The sequence below is a fragment of the Halomicrobium sp. HM KBTZ05 genome, assembly GCF_041530035.1.
Taxonomy (GTDB): domain Archaea; phylum Halobacteriota; class Halobacteria; order Halobacteriales; family Haloarculaceae; genus Halomicrobium.
This window is the reverse complement of record NZ_CP168057.1, coordinates 1,082,976-1,101,049: the sequence shown is the minus strand read 5'-3', so window position 1 is coordinate 1,101,049 and position 18,074 is coordinate 1,082,976. Positions and strand designations below refer to the sequence as shown.

The window sequence follows — 18,074 nt, the reverse complement described above, 5'->3', positions numbered from 1 at the left end:
TTAAGTCTCCGGGGTCAGGAGTCCGAAGACGCCGAAGGACAGCAGGGCGACGACGAGGAGCCCGCCGCCGAGGACGAGCACGTTCTGGAGCGACGAGACGAAGCCGGGTGCGAGCATGGCCGCGAACCCGAAGACCGCGAGGTAGACGCCGAGAACGACGAAGAGAGCGTTCTCGCGGCTCGCCACTTGGGGTTCGATCGGCCCGGCCGAGAGCAGACTCCCGGCGACGTTGCCGTCAGCGTCGGCCTCGTCCTTATCGACCAGCGGTTCCGGTACGTCCTCACTCGACAGCTCGACCGCCTCGTCGTGGCCGTTCGTCGCGGTCTCCGCGTCGGGGCCGACCTCGTCGACCGAGAACTTCCAGTCGTCGGAGTCGGCGTCGTTTGCCATACGCCGTCATTACAGGTGGTGGTACAAAAGCTCCCTGCGTCCGATCAGTGGATACGGGTGCCCAGTGGCGAGTCCTCGTGAGTCGTCAGCAGGTCGGCGTCGTCGCCGGCCGCGAGGATCATCCCGTTGGATTCGCGCCCGAACAGCTCCGCTTTCTCCATGTTGGCGAGGAGGACGACCCGCGTTCCGGGGAGGTCGTCCACGTCGTGAAGCCCCTTCAGGCCGGCCACGACCTGCCGGGTCTCGATCCCGATGTCGACCGCCAGTTCGAGGAGGTTGTCAGAGTCGGCGATGTCTTCGGCGGCGACGATCTCGCCGACGCGCATGTCGACGCCCTCGAACGCCTCGAAGCCGATGCGCTCGTCTTCCAGCGGTTCGAGTTCGACCGTCTCGTCGTCTTCGTCGCTCTCGTCGTCGCCCTCGTCGTCACTGGCCGCCTCGACGCGGCGCTGGAGTTGATCGTTCAGCCCCTCGATGTGGTCGTCTTCGACCTGTCCGAACAGCTCCGTCGGCTCGTCGAAATCGGCGGGCGGCGTCGCCAGTGCGGCATCGAGCGGGACGTCAGCCACGGAGCCCTGTTCGCCGAGCTGCCCCCAGATCCGTTCGGCCTTCTCCGGCAGCACCGGCTGGAGCAAGATCGCGACGGCCTTCGAGAGCTGGACGCAGTCTCGGATCACCTGCTGGGCCTGCTCGGGATCGTCGTCGACGAGGTTCCAGGGCTCGTTGCGCTGGATGTACTCGTTGCCGAAGTCGGCGAGTTCGACACCCACGTCGGCGAGGGCACGCAGTTCGTAGTCGTCGACCGCGTCCTCGAAGGTCTCGATGGCGTCCTCGATGCGTTCGCGCACGTCGTCGCTGACCTCGGTGTCTGGCGTGCCGCCGTAGTTGCGCTGGGCGAACAGCAGCGACCGGTAGAGGAAGTTCCCGACGTTGCCGACGAGTTCGCCGTTGACTCGCTCGGCGAAGCGATCCCACGAGAAGTCCACGTCGGTCTCGATGCCCGACCCGGAGACGATGTAGTAGCGGAACAGATCCGGGTGGAAGCCGGCGTCGAGGTACTCGTCGGCCCACACCGCGCGGTTCCGGGAGGTCGAGAGCGACTTCCCGTCGATGTTGACGAACCCGGTCGCGAGGATCGCGCGGGGTTCGTTGTAGCCCGCGCCCCGGAGCATGGCCGGCCAGAAGACGGCGTGGTGCTGGATGATGTCCCGGCCGATCACGTGGACGATCTCGCCGGCCTCGTTGGTCCAGTCGTCGTCCCACTCCGTGCCGTGACGTTCCTCGCCGTCGACCTTCCAGACCGACTCCCAGTCGTAGGTGTCCTCGCCGACCCGCTCGGTGTACTGCTTCGTGGAGGCGACGTACTCGATCGGGGCGTCGACCCAGACGTACAGCACGAGCTCTTCCTCGGTCTCCTCGTCGTCGGCGTCTGCCGGGTAGTCGACTCCCCAGTCGATGTCCCGCGTGATACAGAGATCTTGCAGGTCGCCCTCGACCCACTCGCGGGGCTGGTTCTGGGCGTTGTCGGTGCCGTCGAGACGGTCGAGAAAGCCCTGGAGGTACTCCTGGAAGTCGTTCAGGCGCAGGAACTTGTGTTCGCGGGTGCGGTACTCGGCGGGGTTGCCCGTCCGCGTCGAGACTGGGTCCTCGATCTCGCCGGGTTCGAGGTGGCGCTGACACCCCTCGTCGCACTCGTCGCCACGCGCCCGTTCGCCACAGTACGGACAGGTGCCCTCGACGAGACGGTCCGGGAGCCACTGGTCGGCTTCGGGGTCGTAGCCCACCTGGATCTCCTTCTCGTAGACGTGGTCCTGCTCGACCCACGAGCGGACGAACTCCTGGGTGAGTTCCTGGTTCGTGGCGTCGTGGGTGTGACCGTAGTTGTCGAACTCGACGTTGAACTGCGGGAAGGTCTCGGCGTAGGTCTCGTGGTACTCCAGCGCGTACGCCTCGGGATCGACGCCCTCCTCGCCCGCGTTGACGACGATCGGCGTGCCGTGCATGTCAGAGCCACAGACGAACGCGGTCTGCTGGCCGACGCGCCGAAGCGCGCGGGCGTACACGTCGCCGTTGACGTAGCCACGCAGGTGGCCGACGTGCAGGTCGCCGTTCGCGTAGGGCAACCCGACCGTCACCACTGCGGGATTGTCGGTGGGGAACTGCTGGTCACTCATATCGGATCGATACCGCCGTGGCTGTGGAAAGTGTGCCGATTTGCAGCCGCGTGCTCGCCGCCGTCGGTGTCGGAGGAAAACGCCGCACGGCCGAGGGTGTCAGAAGATCGCGAAAAAGCCCGCGGCGAGCCCGATGGTCACGACCAGCCGGCCGGCGCTCCCGAAGAAGGTGGCAGTCGCGAACTTGAGGTAGTCGTCTTCGAGGATCGAGAACGCGTAGATCGAGAGCGTGTCGGGGAAGAAAGGCACACACAGCGCCAGCGCGAGGCCGGCGTAGCCGTACTTCTTGGCGATCGAGACCGTCTTGCGCTCGGACCAGCCCAGAATGTCGAACCGAGACCGCTCCAGCAGGGAGAGCAGTGGCCCGTACTCTTTGGTCTCCTGGCCAATGTGGAAGGCGAAGAGACTGCCCAGGGCCTTGCCCGCCCCGCTGACGACGATGATGACGGCGATCGTCGCCGGTTCCGAGAGGCCGAGTCGCAACGTTCCGCTGGGAGCGAGAACGACCTCGCTCGGGAACGGCAACAGGAACGCGATCAGGAACGAGTAGACGCCGATAATGAGCAGTCCGAACGGCCCGGTCGCCGTACAGACCGCTTCTTCGAGTCCCGTCGGATCTGTCGCTGTTCCACACTCGGACAGAAACAGCACGAACCCATCGAGCACCACTGACAGGGCCTAACGTGAGGGGCGTAGTAAGTGTTGATATGTCGCGTCGGTACCGCTCTATACTCCCGGTCGCCGTCGTACTGTCGCCTGCGCCGTGGCGATATCCGCTACTCGGGTGGCGAGATCGGTCACAGAGCGACGCCGCCAGAATCAGTACCAGTCCAGATCGGCGACGAAAGACCGCAGCATCGACCGGGTGACGTGGGGCATACAGACGACACGCATCTCGCCGCTGCCGGTCTTGGAGACGCCCCAGCCACGCTCTCGCAGCTCCGTCGTCATCGGGATCGAGAGGTCCGCCGCCACGAGTGGCAGTTCGGGGCCGATCACGTCGTGGCCCCGCACGTCGAGTTGCTCGGCGAGCCACTCGGCGTTGTCCATCGCCCGTTCGTAGGTCTCTCGGTACCCCTCCCGCCAGAGGGCGTCCATGGCGGCGACGGCGCTCGCGACGCCGGCCCCAGAGCGCGTCCCGGTCAGCGTGACCTGACTGCGCGATTCCAGGTACGGCGTATCGATCGCCAGCTCGTCGAGGAGATCGGGCGAGCGCGCGAGCAGTCCGCCCGCCGGCACCGCGGCCTGCCCCACCTTGTGTGGGTCGATCGTCAGCGTGTCGACGTCGGCGTGTCCGAAGTGCCAGTCGTGGTCGGTAAAGGGGAGGTAGAAGCCGCCCCACGCCGCGTCGACGTGACAGAGCGCACCAACGGCGTCGGCGAGGTCGGCGATGGCCGGGATCGGATCGACGTAGCCGTACTCGGTGGTGCCGGCGACGCCGACGACGGCGACGGTGTCGTCGTCCGCGAGGTGGGCCATCGCGTCCATGTCCGCCCGGTAGTCGGTCGCGGGTGCGGTCCGAAGCTCGACGCCGAGCATCTCCGCGGCCTTCGTAAACGAGAAGTGAGCGTGTTCCGGCGCGACGACGTTGGGGTCGTCGGTGTCGCCGCGGTTGCGCGCGATCCGGATCGCCTGCACGTTCGCCTCGGTGCCGCCGCTGGTGACGTAGCCCGCGGGATCGCCGAGGCCGGCGATCGTTCCCAGTCGCTCGACGGCCTCGCGTTCGAGGTCTGCGACCGTCTCGTACGTCCCCGGATCGCCCGGATTCGTCGCGAGGAACCGCTCGGCCGCCTGCCGAGCCGCCGGGTGGGGTTCGGTACACATCGACGAGAGAACACGTTCGAACGACTGGGGCTCGGCCCGCTGCATCAGTTACGAACACGGACTTGACGACTTTAGGCGTTGTGTTCCTACCAGTTCGACGGACCGATCTTCTTGGTCGCCTTCGCCCGGAGGCCCGCCGGCCCGACCGAACTCTCGAAGACGGTCTGGCGTTCGGTGTCCAGCGCGCCGCCGAAAGAGCCGACGCGCATGGTTCGATACGTGTCGTGACCCTGGTCGTTCGAGTAGAAGAAGACCGAGCCGTGGAGCAGTCCGTGGATGTCGGGATCGCTCCGCACGTCGGCGGCCCGGCGTTCGTAGACCACGTAGGCGATCCCGTCCCAGCCGACGACCGCTTCGCGCAACCCCAGCAGGAAGCCGAGCACGACGCTGCGATCGAGCCCGAAGTTCGTCGCCAGGAGGAGGTCCGAGAGCCCGTCGATCACGAGGATCGCGTCGTCGCCGCTGTCGGCGACGTACTCGCTGATCTCGTCGAGCAAGGCGGACACGTCGTCGGTGTCGTCGGTCTCCGTCGAGCGCTCGTCCGGCAGCGTCACGTCGTCGAGCAGCCCGGCGACGCCGCTGTCGTCGTCTTCGGTCGGCGCGGGCACGTCGTCGCGGCGCTGGTCGTACAGCGCAGCGGGCACGTCGACGGCCGAGAGGAACTGCTGGGAGAAGTCGGCGACGGTGAGGTGGTCGGTCAGGACCTCGAACTGCTCGGAGTCGAGGACGGCGTCGAGTTCGCTGTAGATGTGTTCCCGGTCGTGAGTCAGCGAGACGTAGCTGACGCACTCTGGGATCGCCTCGCGCGCGTCGCCCAGCCGTCGCGGGTACAGCGCCGGCTCGTGTTTCGCGAGCATGAGGGAGGCGAGGCTCGTGTACAGGAAGGCGTGGCTGCCGGCGTCGGGCGCGCCCGCGAGCAACACTGCGCTGCCCGTCGGGATGCCTCTGACGGCACCGTCCAGTCCCGGAATGCCGAACGGGACGTACTCGACTCCCGCACTGACGCTCTTGGCCTCGGGCGGCGAGAGTTCGTCCATACGACCACTCCACCGCGCCGGCTGAAAACAGTATCCCCGAAACGCGGTCCGCAGTCGACTCGGGTCGCTACGACTCGCGGACCGACTCAAGCAGGAGGCGCTGCTCGACGCGCTTGACCTCCTGTTGCACGTCGCGGACGGCGTCGACGTTGGCGCTGATCGAGGTGACCCCCTCGTTGACGAGGTAGCGGACCATCTCGGGCTTGGAGCCGGCCTGCCCGCAGATGCTCGTCGCCACGTCGTGCTCGCGACAGGTCTCGATCGTGCGGCCGATCAGTTCGAGCACCGCCGGGTGTAGCTCGTCGAAGCGTCCCGCGACGGCCTCGTTGTTCCGGTCGACCGCGAGCGTGTACTGGGTGAGGTCGTTCGTCCCGAACGAGGCGAAGTCGATCCCCGTCTCGCACAGTTGCTCGATGCCCAGCGCGCTGGCCGGCGTCTCGACCATCACGCCCCACGTTCGCTTGTCGGGGTCGATGCCGGCCGATTCGAGCAGCTGGCGGGCCTGCAACACGTCTTCGGCGTCGTTGACCAGCGGGAGCATGATCTCGACGTTGTCGTAGCCCAGATCGTACAGGCGAGCGATCGCGTCCAGCTCCAGCCGGAACGTCTCCGGCCGGTCGAGGCTCCGGCGGATCCCTCGATAGCCAAGCATCGGATTGTGCTCGGCGGGCTCGTTCTCGCCGCCGTCGAGCTGGCGGAACTCGTCGGTCGGCGCGTCCAGCGTGCGGACCCGGACCGGACGCGGGTAGAACGCCTCGGCGACGGTCCGGACGCCGTCGACGATCTCGTCGACGTAGGCCCGTTCGCCGTGGTCCTCGACGTAGCGTTCGGGCGTCTTGCTCGTCGAGAGGATCATGTGCTCGATCCGCAACAGGCCGACGCCGTCGGCACCGGTCGCGGCCGCCCGCTCTGCGGCCGCGGGGATCGAGACGTTGACCTTGATCTCGGTGCCAGTCATCGGCTTGGGAGCGGGACCGGCGTCGGTGCCGTCGCCGACCGACGACGGGTCGGGCGTGTCGGCAGCATCGGTCGCGCCCGGTTCGACGATCCCCTTGTCGCCGTCGATCGTCACGTCCTGACCGTCCTGTAGCCGGTCGGTCCCGGCGTCGGTGCCGACCACCGCGGGAACGCCAAGCTCGCGCGAGACGATCGCCGCGTGGCTGGTCATCCCGCCCTGGTCCGTGACGATCCCAGCGGCCCGCTCCATCGCCGGCACCATGTCCGGCGTCGTCATCTCCGTGACGATGATGTCGCCCGGTTCGACTTTGTCCAGCTGGTCGAGCTTGGAGACCAGCCGGACCGAGCCGGCGACCTGGCCCGGACTCGCCCCCAGCCCGGAGACGAGGACGCCGTCCTGCTGGCCGGTCATCGCACCGCCGTCGGCGACCCCGGCGTCGGCCCCGTCGGTAGCCCCACTCTCGTCGATCGTCGTGATCGGACGAGACTGGAGGAGATACAGCGTGTCGTCGACGATCGCCCACTCGACGTCCTGGGGCGTCCCGTAGTGGTCTTCGACCCGCTCGCCCATCTCGACGAGCTGATCGAGCGTCTCGGTCCCCAGGACGCGCTGCTCGCGCTTGTCGTCCGGGACCGCTCGCTCGACGGTGTCGTCGCCGTCCCGGACGTGCATCACTTTCTTCTCGGCGACGGTGACTTCCTCGACCCGACCGCTCTCGCGGTCGACGACGTAGTTGTCCGGCGAGACCGCACCGGAGACGACCGCCTCGCCCAGTCCCCACGCGGCCTCGACGATGGCTCGCTCGGCTCCCGTCGAGGGGTGGCTCGTGAACAGCACGCCGCTCTCGTCGGCGTCGACCATCGCCTGGACGACGACCGCGATGTCGACCGCGTCGTGAGAGAAGCCCTGTTCCTGGCGGTAGTAGATCGCTCGCTGGGTGAACAGCGACGCCCAGCACTCCCGAACTCGGTCGAGCAGATCGGCCCGACCGACGTTGAGAAACGTCTCCTGCTGGCCGGCGAAGGAGGCGTCCGGGAGGTCCTCCGCCGTCGCCGAGGAGCGGACCGCGACCACGTCGTGGTCGAGGTCGTCGAACGCCGCCAGCAGCTCGTCCCGGACCGAGTCGGGGACGGCGGTCTCCAGAATCAGCTCCTGTGCGTGCTCGGCCGCGGCTGCCAGTGCCTGGGAGTCGTCCGTGTCCACGTCGACGGTCTCGGACAGCGCCGTCTCGATACCGGTGTCCTGTACGAACGAGCGATACGTGTCGGCCGTAACGACGAACGCGGGCGGAACCGGGAGGCCAGCGCCCGCGAGTTCACCGAGAGATGCCGCCTTGCCGCCGACGCTGTCTACGTCGTCGGCCGTGATGTCGTCGAGCCAGCGTAGTGCCATGTGCGCGTTCGTACCATCATGAACGACCGTTATGGTGTTGCCGGTTCCGGCACGTTTCAGCGGGAGTCACTCGGATCCGAAAGAAGGATTGATACTGCCGGCTGTAACTGTTGCAAGAGATTCGCGACCACGGGGTCACGAAATGCTTCACAAACGTACAGCCGGCAGTATGAGAGATCACTGCGACGGAACGGCGTCGTTGCGCATCGGTGAGCGTTGGGACGGAGCGCTCACCGGTGCATCGCAAGAACCGTCCGTACGAGGCCGCTGCTCGGCCGACCGCGCTCTAGGCTTCGATGATGTCGTCGTCCTCGCTGTCGGGGACGGTCAGCTCTCCGTCGAGTGTCGTCACCGCCTGCCCGCCGACACGCACGTCGTGGCCGTCGGTCACGACGCGGACGCGGCCGGGGCGGTCGAGGAAGTGGCCCTGTTCGACGACGATCTCCTCGCGCTCGCCGTCCAGCGCGTTGTGCCGGCGCAGATAGGCACACGCCGCCCCGGCGGCGGTGCCAGTGACGGGGTCCTCCGGAACGCCGGCCAGCGGGACGAACGCCCGTGCGTGGATCGTCGCGTCGCCGTCCAGCGTGTCGAAGGTGAAGGCGTACAGCCCCTCGGCACCGACGGATTCACAGAGCGACTCGATCGCCGCCATGTCCGGCTGGGCGTCCCGCAGGTGTTCGAAGTAGTTCACCGGCACGACGAGGAAGGGGAGGCCACTCGAAGCGACCGAGAGCGGGAAGTCCGCACCCACGTCCCGCAGCGTCGCCACGTCGATTCCCAGAGCGTCGGCCACGTCCTCGTCGGCCACGTCGACGGGTCTCACCGTGGCGGTCGCCTGTTCCATCCAGACGGTGCCGTCGTCGTCGATCTCGATCTCGAACGTGCCCGCGGCCGTCGCCAGCGTGTGGGTCCCGGCGTCGAGCCGGTCGTCCTCGTAGAGGAGCGCGTGGGCGGCGACGGTCGCGTGCCCACAGAGGTCGACCTCGCACTCGGGCGTGAAGTAACGCAGCCGCCGATCCGCCTCGTCGTCCGGGAGCACGAAAGCCGTCTCGCTGGCACCCAGCTCCGAAGCGATCTTGCCGAACTGCTCGTCGTCCAGTCCGTCCGCGTCCGGCACGACGCCCGCCGGATTGCCCGCCATCGGCTCGTCGGTGAAGGCGTCGACGAGCAGCGCCTGTCGCGTGTCCATGCCCGCTCAGACTCGCCGCCGGCAGTAAGGCTTGGTGGTCGACGGGCCCGCCAGCCCGACACCGTCAGCGACGAGACCGACAGCGTTGTGTCCCTGCTGGACAGACCCCCGACCGTGTCGTTGCTCTCGATTTTCGCGACGGCGATCCTGCCGGTCGTCGCCGTCGCCGGTGCTGGCTACCTGCTGGGTCGGTTTCGGGACGTGGAGCCGGGCGCGCTCAACACGGTCACCGTCTACGTGCTCGCGCCGGCACTCGTCGTCTACAGCTTCGCGACCACTCCCTTCCCCGCCGCGACGCTCCTGCGCGTCGTCGTCGCCGTCACCGCCTTCTCCGCGGCGATGATCGCCCTCGCCGAGTCCGTCGGCCGACTCCAGGGACAGACCGAGCCGCTGCTTGGCGCGTTCGTTCTCGTCGTCGCCTTCCCCAACGTCGGCAACTTCGGCATCCCGCTCTCGGAGTTTGCGTTCGGTCCGACCGGTCGCAGCACCGCGATTCTCGTCACGGCGCTGCAGGGCGTCCTGCTGTACACCGTCGGCGTCTACATCGCCGCTCGTGGCGACGACGGGAACCCGCTGAGCAGCATGAAGCGCGTCTTCTCGATCCCGCTGGTCTACGCCGTCGTCGGGACGCTGGCGGCCCGGTGGCTCGGGGTCGTGCCGCCCGAGTCCAGCGCCGCGATGCAGACCATCGAGATGCTGGGCAACGCTTCGATCCCAGTCATGCTGCTCATCCTCGGGATCCGCCTGTCGAACGTCAGCGTCGACGAGACCGTGCGGCGGGTCGGCGTCGCCAGCGTGGCGAAACTCGCCGTCGCGCCCCTCGTCGGGGTCGGGATCGCACTCGCGGTCGGCTTTCGCGATCCCGTCGTCGCGCGGACGTTCGTCCTGCTCACCGCCGCGCCGACGGCGGTGACCCCCGTCATCCTCGTCGGCGCGTTCAGCGGCGAGAACGACGGCCTGTCGGCCGGTCAGTTCGTCAGCACGTCCGTGCTCGTGACGACGCTTGGCAGCGTCGCGACGGTCACGCTGCTGGTGGCCGTCCTCCAGTCCGGGGCGATCGTCTGACCGAGATCGAGCGTCGTCGATCTGGTGGCCGCGAACTATCGACGGAAAAACGACGGCAGTAGTGACGAGTGGACGGAGTCGCCACTGGAGCGGGCGTCGACGGCCCGCCGCTGGATCAGTGCCGGCCGTCGTCGCGGACGTAGGTGAGCGCGTCGAGGAACTGCTCGGTGTCGATGCGATCCTCGCGCTCTCGGAGGCGTTCGCGGAGTTTCGTCGGCGTCATGTGTGTTAATGACTTACACAATATAGGTATTTAACACTTCTCACGCCGCCAGCACCGCTGCCAGTTCACCGTCGCGAGCCGCGGTGCTGGCAAGAATCAGTCGACCAGCGGCATCGACACGCCGGCTCCCGCTAGTCGGCCAGTGCCTCTTCGGAGCCGGTCACGGCGTTGGGGTCCTGAATCCAGAGGTCCCCGAACAGTTCGTCTTGCTGGAGACGGACCTGCCCGCGGTGAGAGAGAAAGAGCAGCCCCAGGAACGTCTCGACCCGAGAGCCGCCGATCTGGTGGACCTCCCGAAACAGGACCTCCTCGCGGCCGGCGTCGTACTGCTCGCGCACGGCCTCGTACACCTCGTCGACGATCGCGTCGATGTCCTCGCCGTGGGTGTTTGCCGTCACCTCGTCGGCGGTCGGCTCGTCGTCCATCCGCACGTCCTCGGCCCCGCGGTAGTCCAGTTCCTGGGTCCCGCGGCGGAACCCCGACGGCGAGTCGCTCGTGTCGTAGCTGCGTGATTCCTTCCACCACGAATCGCGCTCGGCCTCCCGGAGGTCTCGCACCAGTTCGTCCAGCGTCTGGGGCATCCCCCGTGCCCGACGGCGCTCCAGTCGCCGGTCCATCTCCTGTTCCAGCGAGGCGAAGGGGTCCGGCTCGTCGATGGGATCGTCGCCGGCCATCGCCGCTTCCCAGGGCTCGGCCGGCGGTGCTTCCTCGTCCTCGTCGTTCAGCATCGCGTCGCTCTTCATGCGAATCAGCACCGACGCGTAGAACAGCGCCCGCCCGGAGGTCCGCAAGTCCGCCTCGTCGATCACTTCGAGGAACTTGTCGGTCACCCGCACCACGTCGATGTCCCACGGGTCGATCTCTCCGGCGTCGGCGAGCTGGACCAGCACCTCGACGGGCTCGACTTCTTCCTCGTCGTCTTCGTCGTCGGCCTCGTCGGCTTCGACCGTCTCCGACTCGCCGTCCGAGTCGTCGCCTGCCGCTCCGAAGGGGTCGTCCGGATCGGCCTCGCTCGGCGGTGTCCGATCGTCGTGCCCGGCGATGTTCAGCGGGATGTCGTCGCCGTCGTCGCTCTGCTCACGGGTCGCTTCGCTCCCCGTTCGCGTATTCGAGTCCCCCTCGTCCCGCTGGTCCTCGGGCGACTCGCTAGTCATCGGCGGGCACCTCCCCGATCTCCCCGGTGAGGTCGATCCCGGTCACCGCGCTCACGTTGTCGTCTTGCATCGTCACGCCGATGGCTCGCTCGGAGCGGTCCAGCAGCGCCGAGCGGTGGGAGACGACGACGAACTGGGCGTCACCGGCGAGTTCGTCGACCATCTCGCCGACCAGTTCGGCGTTGGCGGCGTCGAGGAAGGCGTCGACCTCGTCCAGCGCGTAGAACGGCGCGGGGTTGTGGCGCTGGATCGCGAAGATGAAGGCCAGCGCCGTCAGGGACTTCTCGCCCCCGGACATGGCGTTGAGCCGCTGGATCGGCTTGTCGCCGGGCTGGGCCTTCATCGTCAGGCCGCCCTCGAAGGGATCGGCCTCGTCTTCGAGGTGGAGGTGCCCCGTTCCGTTCGAGAGCCGTTCGAAGATGTCCTCGAACTGCTCGTTGATCTCGTCGAACGCGTCCATGAACGTCGCCTTCTTGCGCTGCTCGTAGGTCTCGATCCGGTCGCGGATGCCGTCGGCCTCCTCGACGAGCGTCTCTTTCTTGTCTTCCAGCTCGTCCAGTTCCGCCTCGACGGCGTCGTACTCGTCGATCGCGCGCATGTTGACCGGCTCCAGTTCCTCCATCCGGGATTCGAGCCGCCCGATCTGGGATTCGACGACGTGGTGGTCCGGAATCTCGTCCGGGTCGTAGTCGCCGACCTCGGCTTCGAGTTCGTCGATCTCCCAGTCGAGGCGCTCGCGCTCCTCGGTGGCGTCGTCGAGGTCGCGTTCGAGTTCGGTGACCTTCGACTGCTGTTCGTCGCGCCGCTCTTTGGCGTCCTGTAGCTCCTCGCGGAGTTCCTCGCGCTCGCTTTTGAGGTCCGCCAGCTCGGCCTCCAGCTCCGCGACCTCGTCCTCTTTGGCGGCTTTCTGGGAGCGTTTCTCTTCGATCTCGGCTTCGAGTTCGGCGATCCGTTCCTCGGCCTCGGCTTTGCGGTTCTGTGCGGCTTCGATGTCCTCGTGGAGCTCCTCGATGTTGTCCTCGGCGTACTGTTTCTCCAGTTGGAGCTCGTTGAGGTCGGCGTCGAGGTCGCTCTCTCGGCTCTCCAGTTCGTCGATCGCCTGTTTGATCTGGTCGGCCTCGTCGGTGAGCGTCGGCAGCTGGGAGTCGGCGACCTCCGCCTCCAGCTCCTCGATGTCCGCCTCGACGATGGCGATGGCCTCGTTCTGGCGGGCGATCTTCCCCTCCAGTACGTCCATCTCGTCGGAGACGTCCTCGCGTTCGGCCTCGATCTCCGCCAGTTCCGCCTCCAGGCGCTCGACGCGCTCGTGGGCGTCCTCGATGGCCGCCCGCTTGCGCTCGATCTCGGATTCGATCTCGCGGACCTGATCGTTCGCGTCGGTCTGTCGGTCGCGGGCGTCGTCGAGGCGCTCTTCCACGTCGCGAAGCTCCTCGCGGCGCTCCTGGCGTTCGTCTTCCAGCTCGTTGATCTTCGCCGCGACGCGTTCGAGCTGGCCCTGGCCGCCGGAGAAGGAGTACCGTGTCCCCGACGAGGACCCACCGGTCATCGCGCCGGAGGTCTCGACGAGGTCGCCTTCGAGCGTGACCATCCGGAACTCGCCCATGAACTCGCGGGCGGTGTCCATGTCCGCGACGACGACGGTGTCGCCCAGCACGTAGGAAAAGATGCCCGCGTACTCGGGATCGAAGTCGACGAGGTTGTACGCGAAGTCGACGACGCCGCCGTGCTGAGGGAGGCTGGGCAGCGACCGCTGGTGCATCTCCGTGATCGGCAGGAAGGTCGCCCGGCCGGCGTTGCGGGACTTCAGGTACTCGATGCCCTGCTGCCCGACCGTGTCGTCGTCGACGACGACGTGTGCGAGCCGGCCACCGGCGGCGGTCTCGCAGGCGGTCGCGTAGTCGGGATCGACGCCGCCCAGCTGGCCGACGGTGCCGTGGACGCCGTCCATGCCGGCGTTCAGGATCGTCGTCACCGCCCGGCCGTAGGAGGAGTCACCGTCCTGCCCGGCCTTCGCTTCGAGGTTCGCGTACTCCTGCTGGAGCCCGCTGATCTCGTCTTCCAGCTCGTCGACGTCGCTCTGGAGTTCGCGTTTCTCCGCCGTGAGGTCCTCGACGACCTCGGTGATCGTCGCCGAGTTCTTCTGGGCTTTCTCCAGTTCCGTCTCCAGGTCCTCGATCTCGGCTTCGAGGTCGGGGACTTCGGCCTCCGCGTCCTCGATCGCGTCGCGTTTCTCTCGTTGCTGGTTCGACCGGCGGCGCGCTTCGTCGAGCAGGCGATCCTGCTCGCGCTGGTAGTCGCTCTTCGTCGACTTGGCCGCTTCCAGCGCGGTCCGTTTGGCCTCTAGCTCCGACTTGACCTCTTCGAACTCCTCGCCGACCGCGTCGATCTTCGCCTGTACGTCCGCGAGTTCGGCCTCGCGCTCGTTGATCTCGGCTTTGACGTTCGACTTCTCGACTTTCGTCTGTCGGATCTCGCCCTCCAGCTCGTCGATGGTCTCTTGCTTGCGGTCGATCTGGACGAACGCCTGCCGGCGCTCGTTTTCGGCGTCTTCGACCTTCTCTTCGGCGGTCGCGGCTCTGTCTTCGAGCCGCGAGATGTCGCCTTTGATCTCCTCGATCTCGCGTTTGATCGCCAGCTGCTCGTCCTCGCCCTTGCGCTCGATCTCGGTGTTGAGCGACTGGAGTTCGTCTTCGAGACGGACGACCTTGCCCTGGCGTTCGTCGAGTTCGCGCTGGAGGTCCGCGAGTTCGTCTTCCAGCGCCTCGATCTCGTCGCTGATCTCCGCGCGCTCCTCGCGCTTGTCTTCGAGTTCTGCGGCCTTGCGATACCCCTCGTACTCCGCTTTCTCCTCGCGGAGTTCCTGGTACTGCAGGGCCGTCTCGCGTTCGTCGGCCAGCTGGTCGAGGCGTTCTCGTTTCTCTTCGATGCGGAGCTCGGCCTCGTCGATTCGCTCCTGGACGACCTCCAGTTCCTCGAAGGCGTCGGCTTTCTGCTCGTCGAACTGAGCGACGCCGGCGATCTCGTCGATGATCTCCCGGCGCGAGCCGGCCGTCATGTTGATGATCTCGGTCACGTCGCCCTGCATGACGACGTTGTACCCCTCCGGCGCGACGCCGGCCTGGGCCAGCAGGTCCTGGATGTCGCCGAGGTTGACCGAGCGGCCGTTGATGTAGTAGTACGAGTAGTAGTTGTCTTCGGTCTCCTTGACGCGGCGCTTGATCGAGATCTCGTCGACGTCGCCCACGTCCTCGGTGCCGGCCGCGTTGATCACCTGCGAGCGGTCGAGCGTCCGGTCCTCGTTCGCGAGGATGACCTCGACGCTGGCCTCGCGCTCCCCGCTGCCGTCGGTCTCCTCGTCGGCGTGGCCGGGGTTGTAGATCAGATCCGTCAGTTTCTCGGCGCGGATGCCGGAGGTGCGGGCCAGTCCGAGTGCGAACAGAATCGAGTCGATGATGTTGGACTTGCCCGAGCCGTTGGGGCCGGTAACGACGGTAAAGTCCTCGTAGAACGGGATCCGTGTCTTCCGGCCGAAACTCTTGAAGTTGTCAAGGACGAGCTCTTTGATGTGCATGGGGTCGCTCGTGGCCCAGCCTTACGCGACGATGATGTCGGAGTCAGACTCGGCCTCGCTTTCCTCTCGGTTGTGTTCGTCCTTACCGTCCGCTTGCTTAGTACTGTCGGCTACGATCGTCTCACTCGTCGCTTCGGTGTCAGATTCCGGCGCGGCGTCGTCTGTCTGGTCGTCGGCGTCGGTCGCCTTCGGCGCGAGGCCGATGTCTTCGTCGACCGCGCTCTCCAGTTCCCGCAGTCGAACCTTGCACTCGACGAGTTCGTCGGTGAGTCCTTCGACGGAGGCTTCCAGTTCTTTGACGCGCGCTTCGAGTTCCTCGACACGGTTGCCGCACATACCCAGGACCTGCCGGTCTGTCCACTTATACCTACGTCAGACATTGACAACGAGCGTGACAGGTCGCCGATCAGTCGGGCCGCCGGGGGACCTCGACAGAGAGCGACATGACTCCGGAGAGGTCGATCTCGTCGCCGGGACCGATCCGGGTTCGCTCGCCCGGCCGGAGTCGCTCGCCGTTGCACCGGGTCAGTCCGTCACCGCCGACGATCAGCGTGAAGCCGTGCTCGTCCCGGTGGAACCGGAGCTGGCCGTCGTCGATCCACTTCGCGTGCTCGGCTTCGTCGGCCCCGCGCAGCATCGCCCGGAGCTTCTCGTCGACGGTGTCCCCGTCGCCGACGACGACGCGCTGCTTCCCGTAGCCCAGCGCGAGCCGGTCCGGAACGGTGGCGCTCTGGCGGGGCGGTGTCTGCGAGGGCGTCTCAGACGACTGCTGGGAGCCCTTGTTCTGCGCTAATTTGCTCCCGGTCGAGGGGCTGGCGTCGCCGTCTGCGCGCTCGTCGGTGTCGTCGCTCGATCCGGCCCGGTGGTGAGCGCTTTCCTCGTCGTCGCTCGCTGTCGAACCGGAGACGGCGTCGCGGACGCTCCAGTCGGGCTGTGGGACCAGCGCGCTCGCTCGCCCTCGAAGCGCGTCTCCGTCGAGCCACCACGGCACGTCCGTGTCGGCGAGCACGTAGCGACGGAGGCCGACGGCGATCAACAGCACGAGCGCCTGAGGGATGAACGTGAAATAATCCAGCAACGCGGTGGAGTCGCCCCCGGGCTGGGCCGTCAGCGCCGGATCGACGCCACCCGCGACGCCGGTCGCCGCGACCGCCAGCGCGACGACCGACAGCCCGATTCTGGTCCGTCGGTGACGTGGGCGGCCGACAGCCGACTTCGGAGCCGAGCGCCGGCCACGGCGCTGGCTGTCCGCCCGTGCCCCGTCGTCCCGTGACGTGCTGTCCATGGTTCCCTGGTGTATCGCGACGGCGCTTGCCACCCGGAGTGGTCGCCGACGAACGGCCACTTCCCTCCCAGTCGGGAATCGACATAGCGTTTGGGGCCGTCAGTGAGGGGACCGTCTCGGAGGTCGTTAGCCTTTAGCCGCGCGCCACCGAACCGCGGGTAATGACTGCGCAAGCTGCCGAATCGCGCGAGCTCGCGACCGTCATCGGGCTCGAGGTGCACGTCCAGCTCGAGACCGAGACGAAGATCTTCTGTGGCTGTTCGACCGACGGCGGCGAGGAGCCAAACACCAACACCTGCCCCGTCTGTCTCGGGCTCCCCGGCGCGCTCCCGGTGCTCAACGAGGCGGCCGTCGAATCTGCCGTCAAGATCGGCAAGGCCATCGACGCTTCGATCCCCGAAGAGACGACGTTCCACCGGAAGAACTACTACTACCCCGACCTGCCGAAGAACTTCCAGATCACCCAGTACGACTCGCCGATCTGTCAGGACGGTCAGCTGGAATTCTCCCACGAGGGCGACAGTCGCACCGTCGGCATCCGCCGGGCTCACCTCGAAGAAGACCCCGGTTCGATCAAGCACGTCCGCGAGGGCACCGGGCCGCTGGACTCGCGGACGACCGGGATCGACCGCGCGGACTACACCCTGATCGACTACAACCGCGCGGGCACGCCGCTCATGGAGATCGTTACTCGGCCGGACTTCCGCGATCCCGGCGAGGTGCGGGCCTTCCTCGAAAAGCTGGAGGAGGTCCTCGAATATCTGGGCGTGTTCGACGCCACCCGCGACGGCAGCCTGCGCATCGACGCGAACCTCTCGCTGGTCGACGCCGAGGAGGTGAACGACGACGGGAGCATCGACGACGACGTGCTGGACGACGCCAACCGCACCGAGGTCAAGAACATCTCCAGTCACAAGGGCGCGGAGACGGCGCTGGCCTTCGAGGCCTCCCGCCAGAAGAAGCTCGTCCAGTCGGGCCGCGAGGTCGCCCAGGAGACCCGCCACTTCAACGAGACCCACGGCAACACCGTCGGGATGCGATCGAAGGAAGAGGAGAAAGACTACCGCTACTTCCGCGAGGCCGATCTCCCGCCGCTGCGGGTGAGCCACTGGAAAGAGGAGATCGACATTCCGGAGCTGCCCGACGCCCGCCGGGACCGCTTCGTCTCGGAGTACGACCTCAGCGAAGAGGCCGCCTCGAAGCTGACCTCGACGAAACAGGTCGCCGACTTCTTCGAGGGCGTCGCCGATCGCTTCGACGCCGATCTGGCGGCGACGTGGGTCGCAGACGAACTGCTTGGCGAACTGAACTACCGCGACATGCTGATCACGGACGTCGACGACCGCTTCGAGGAGATCGAACGCCTCGTCGAACTCGTCGCCGACGACGAGATCACGGCCAAGAACGCCAAGGAGACTGTCCTCCGGACGATGCTCGACGAGGGCGACGCCCCAGACGAGATCGTCGACCGCGAGGGGCTGGGCAAGACCAGCGGCGACGAGGTCCAGCAGGCCGTCGCGGCCGCCATCGAAGAGAACCCCGAGGCCGTCGCCGACTACGAGGACGGCGACGACGGCGCGATCAACTTCCTCGTCGGACAGGTCATGGGCAAGACCGGCGGCAGTGCCGATCCGGGCGACGTGAACCAGTTGCTGCGGGAGGAACTGGCAGAATGACGGCCGCGAGCTGCGAGGCGCGCCGAAGGCGGGCCTCGAATGCGAACGGCCGCTTTTTCGCCCACGTTTTTGCGCGAGTGGTCGCGAGCGGTGCGAGCGACCCGAAGCGGAAAAAGGTGGTCGTGAACCAGCTGTT

At 67.1% G+C, this 18,074-nt stretch carries 13 protein-coding genes; 2 read left to right on the top strand and 11 right to left on the bottom strand.

Annotation, left to right across the window (positions count from 1 at the left end):
* The 7 genes from ACAH01_RS05680 to ACAH01_RS05650 form a co-directional block, all read right to left on the bottom strand.
* Complete coding sequence (locus tag ACAH01_RS05680; RefSeq protein WP_170094996.1) at positions 1–390, bottom strand: hypothetical protein; 390 nt, start codon at positions 388–390, stop codon at positions 1–3.
* A 44-nt stretch (positions 391–434) separates the two neighbouring features.
* Positions 435–2,564: a methionine--tRNA ligase gene (gene metG, locus ACAH01_RS05675; protein WP_372480524.1), complete on the bottom strand. Its 2,130-nt coding sequence runs from the start codon at positions 2,562–2,564 to the stop codon at positions 435–437.
* A gap of 99 nt (positions 2,565–2,663) precedes the next feature.
* Positions 2,664–3,233, bottom strand: coding sequence for a VTT domain-containing protein (locus ACAH01_RS05670; RefSeq protein WP_170094998.1), 570 nt, complete (start codon positions 3,231–3,233; stop codon positions 2,664–2,666).
* Between the two features lie 150 nt (positions 3,234–3,383).
* Positions 3,384–4,433, bottom strand: coding sequence for a tyrosine decarboxylase MfnA (gene mfnA / locus ACAH01_RS05665; protein ID WP_372480523.1), 1,050 nt, complete (start codon positions 4,431–4,433; stop codon positions 3,384–3,386).
* A 41-nt stretch (positions 4,434–4,474) separates the two neighbouring features.
* Complete coding sequence (locus tag ACAH01_RS05660; protein ID WP_372480522.1) at positions 4,475–5,425, bottom strand: RAD55 family ATPase; 951 nt, start codon at positions 5,423–5,425, stop codon at positions 4,475–4,477.
* Positions 5,426–5,492: 67 nt separating this feature from the next.
* Positions 5,493–7,775 carry a phosphoenolpyruvate synthase gene (gene ppsA, locus ACAH01_RS05655; RefSeq protein WP_170095001.1) on the bottom strand — a complete coding sequence of 761 codons (2,283 nt, stop codon included), beginning with the start codon at positions 7,773–7,775 and terminating at the stop codon, positions 5,493–5,495.
* Positions 7,776–8,061: 286 nt separating this feature from the next.
* Positions 8,062–8,964, bottom strand: a complete 903-nt coding sequence (locus ACAH01_RS05650; protein WP_372480521.1) for a PhzF family phenazine biosynthesis protein — start codon at positions 8,962–8,964, stop codon at positions 8,062–8,064.
* 114 nt (positions 8,965–9,078) lie between these two features.
* Between ACAH01_RS05650 and ACAH01_RS05645 the strand changes: the two genes are divergently transcribed.
* Positions 9,079–10,029 (top strand): AEC family transporter, encoded by a 951-nt coding sequence (locus tag ACAH01_RS05645; protein WP_372480520.1) that lies wholly within the window; start codon positions 9,079–9,081, stop codon positions 10,027–10,029.
* Positions 10,030–10,383: 354 nt separating this feature from the next.
* Here the strand turns inward: ACAH01_RS05645 and ACAH01_RS05640 are convergent, their stop codons facing one another.
* From ACAH01_RS05640 to ACAH01_RS05625, 4 genes are all read right to left on the bottom strand, one after another.
* Positions 10,384–11,406 carry a segregation/condensation protein A gene (locus ACAH01_RS05640; protein WP_372480519.1) on the bottom strand — a complete coding sequence of 341 codons (1,023 nt, stop codon included), beginning with the start codon at positions 11,404–11,406 and terminating at the stop codon, positions 10,384–10,386.
* A complete protein-coding gene (gene smc / locus ACAH01_RS05635) occupies positions 11,399–14,977 on the bottom strand; it encodes a chromosome segregation protein SMC (RefSeq protein WP_372480518.1) in 3,579 nt (1,192 codons plus the stop codon). Before smc ends, ACAH01_RS05640 begins: the two co-directional genes overlap by 8 nt.
* A 21-nt stretch (positions 14,978–14,998) precedes the next feature.
* Positions 14,999–15,313 carry a bZIP transcription factor gene (locus tag ACAH01_RS05630; RefSeq protein WP_170095006.1) on the bottom strand — a complete coding sequence of 105 codons (315 nt, stop codon included), beginning with the start codon at positions 15,311–15,313 and terminating at the stop codon, positions 14,999–15,001.
* Positions 15,314–15,383: 70 nt separating this feature from the next.
* Positions 15,384–16,262 (bottom strand): hypothetical protein, encoded by an 879-nt coding sequence (locus ACAH01_RS05625; protein WP_372480517.1) that lies wholly within the window; start codon positions 16,260–16,262, stop codon positions 15,384–15,386.
* Positions 16,263–16,423: 161 nt separating this feature from the next.
* On the opposite strand from ACAH01_RS05625, the gene gatB reads away from it, so the two are divergent.
* Entirely contained in the window at positions 16,424–17,938 is a 1,515-nt protein-coding gene (gene gatB, locus ACAH01_RS05620; protein ID WP_372480516.1) for an Asp-tRNA(Asn)/Glu-tRNA(Gln) amidotransferase subunit GatB, read from the top strand.
* The last annotated feature ends 136 nt before the right edge of the window (positions 17,939–18,074 follow it).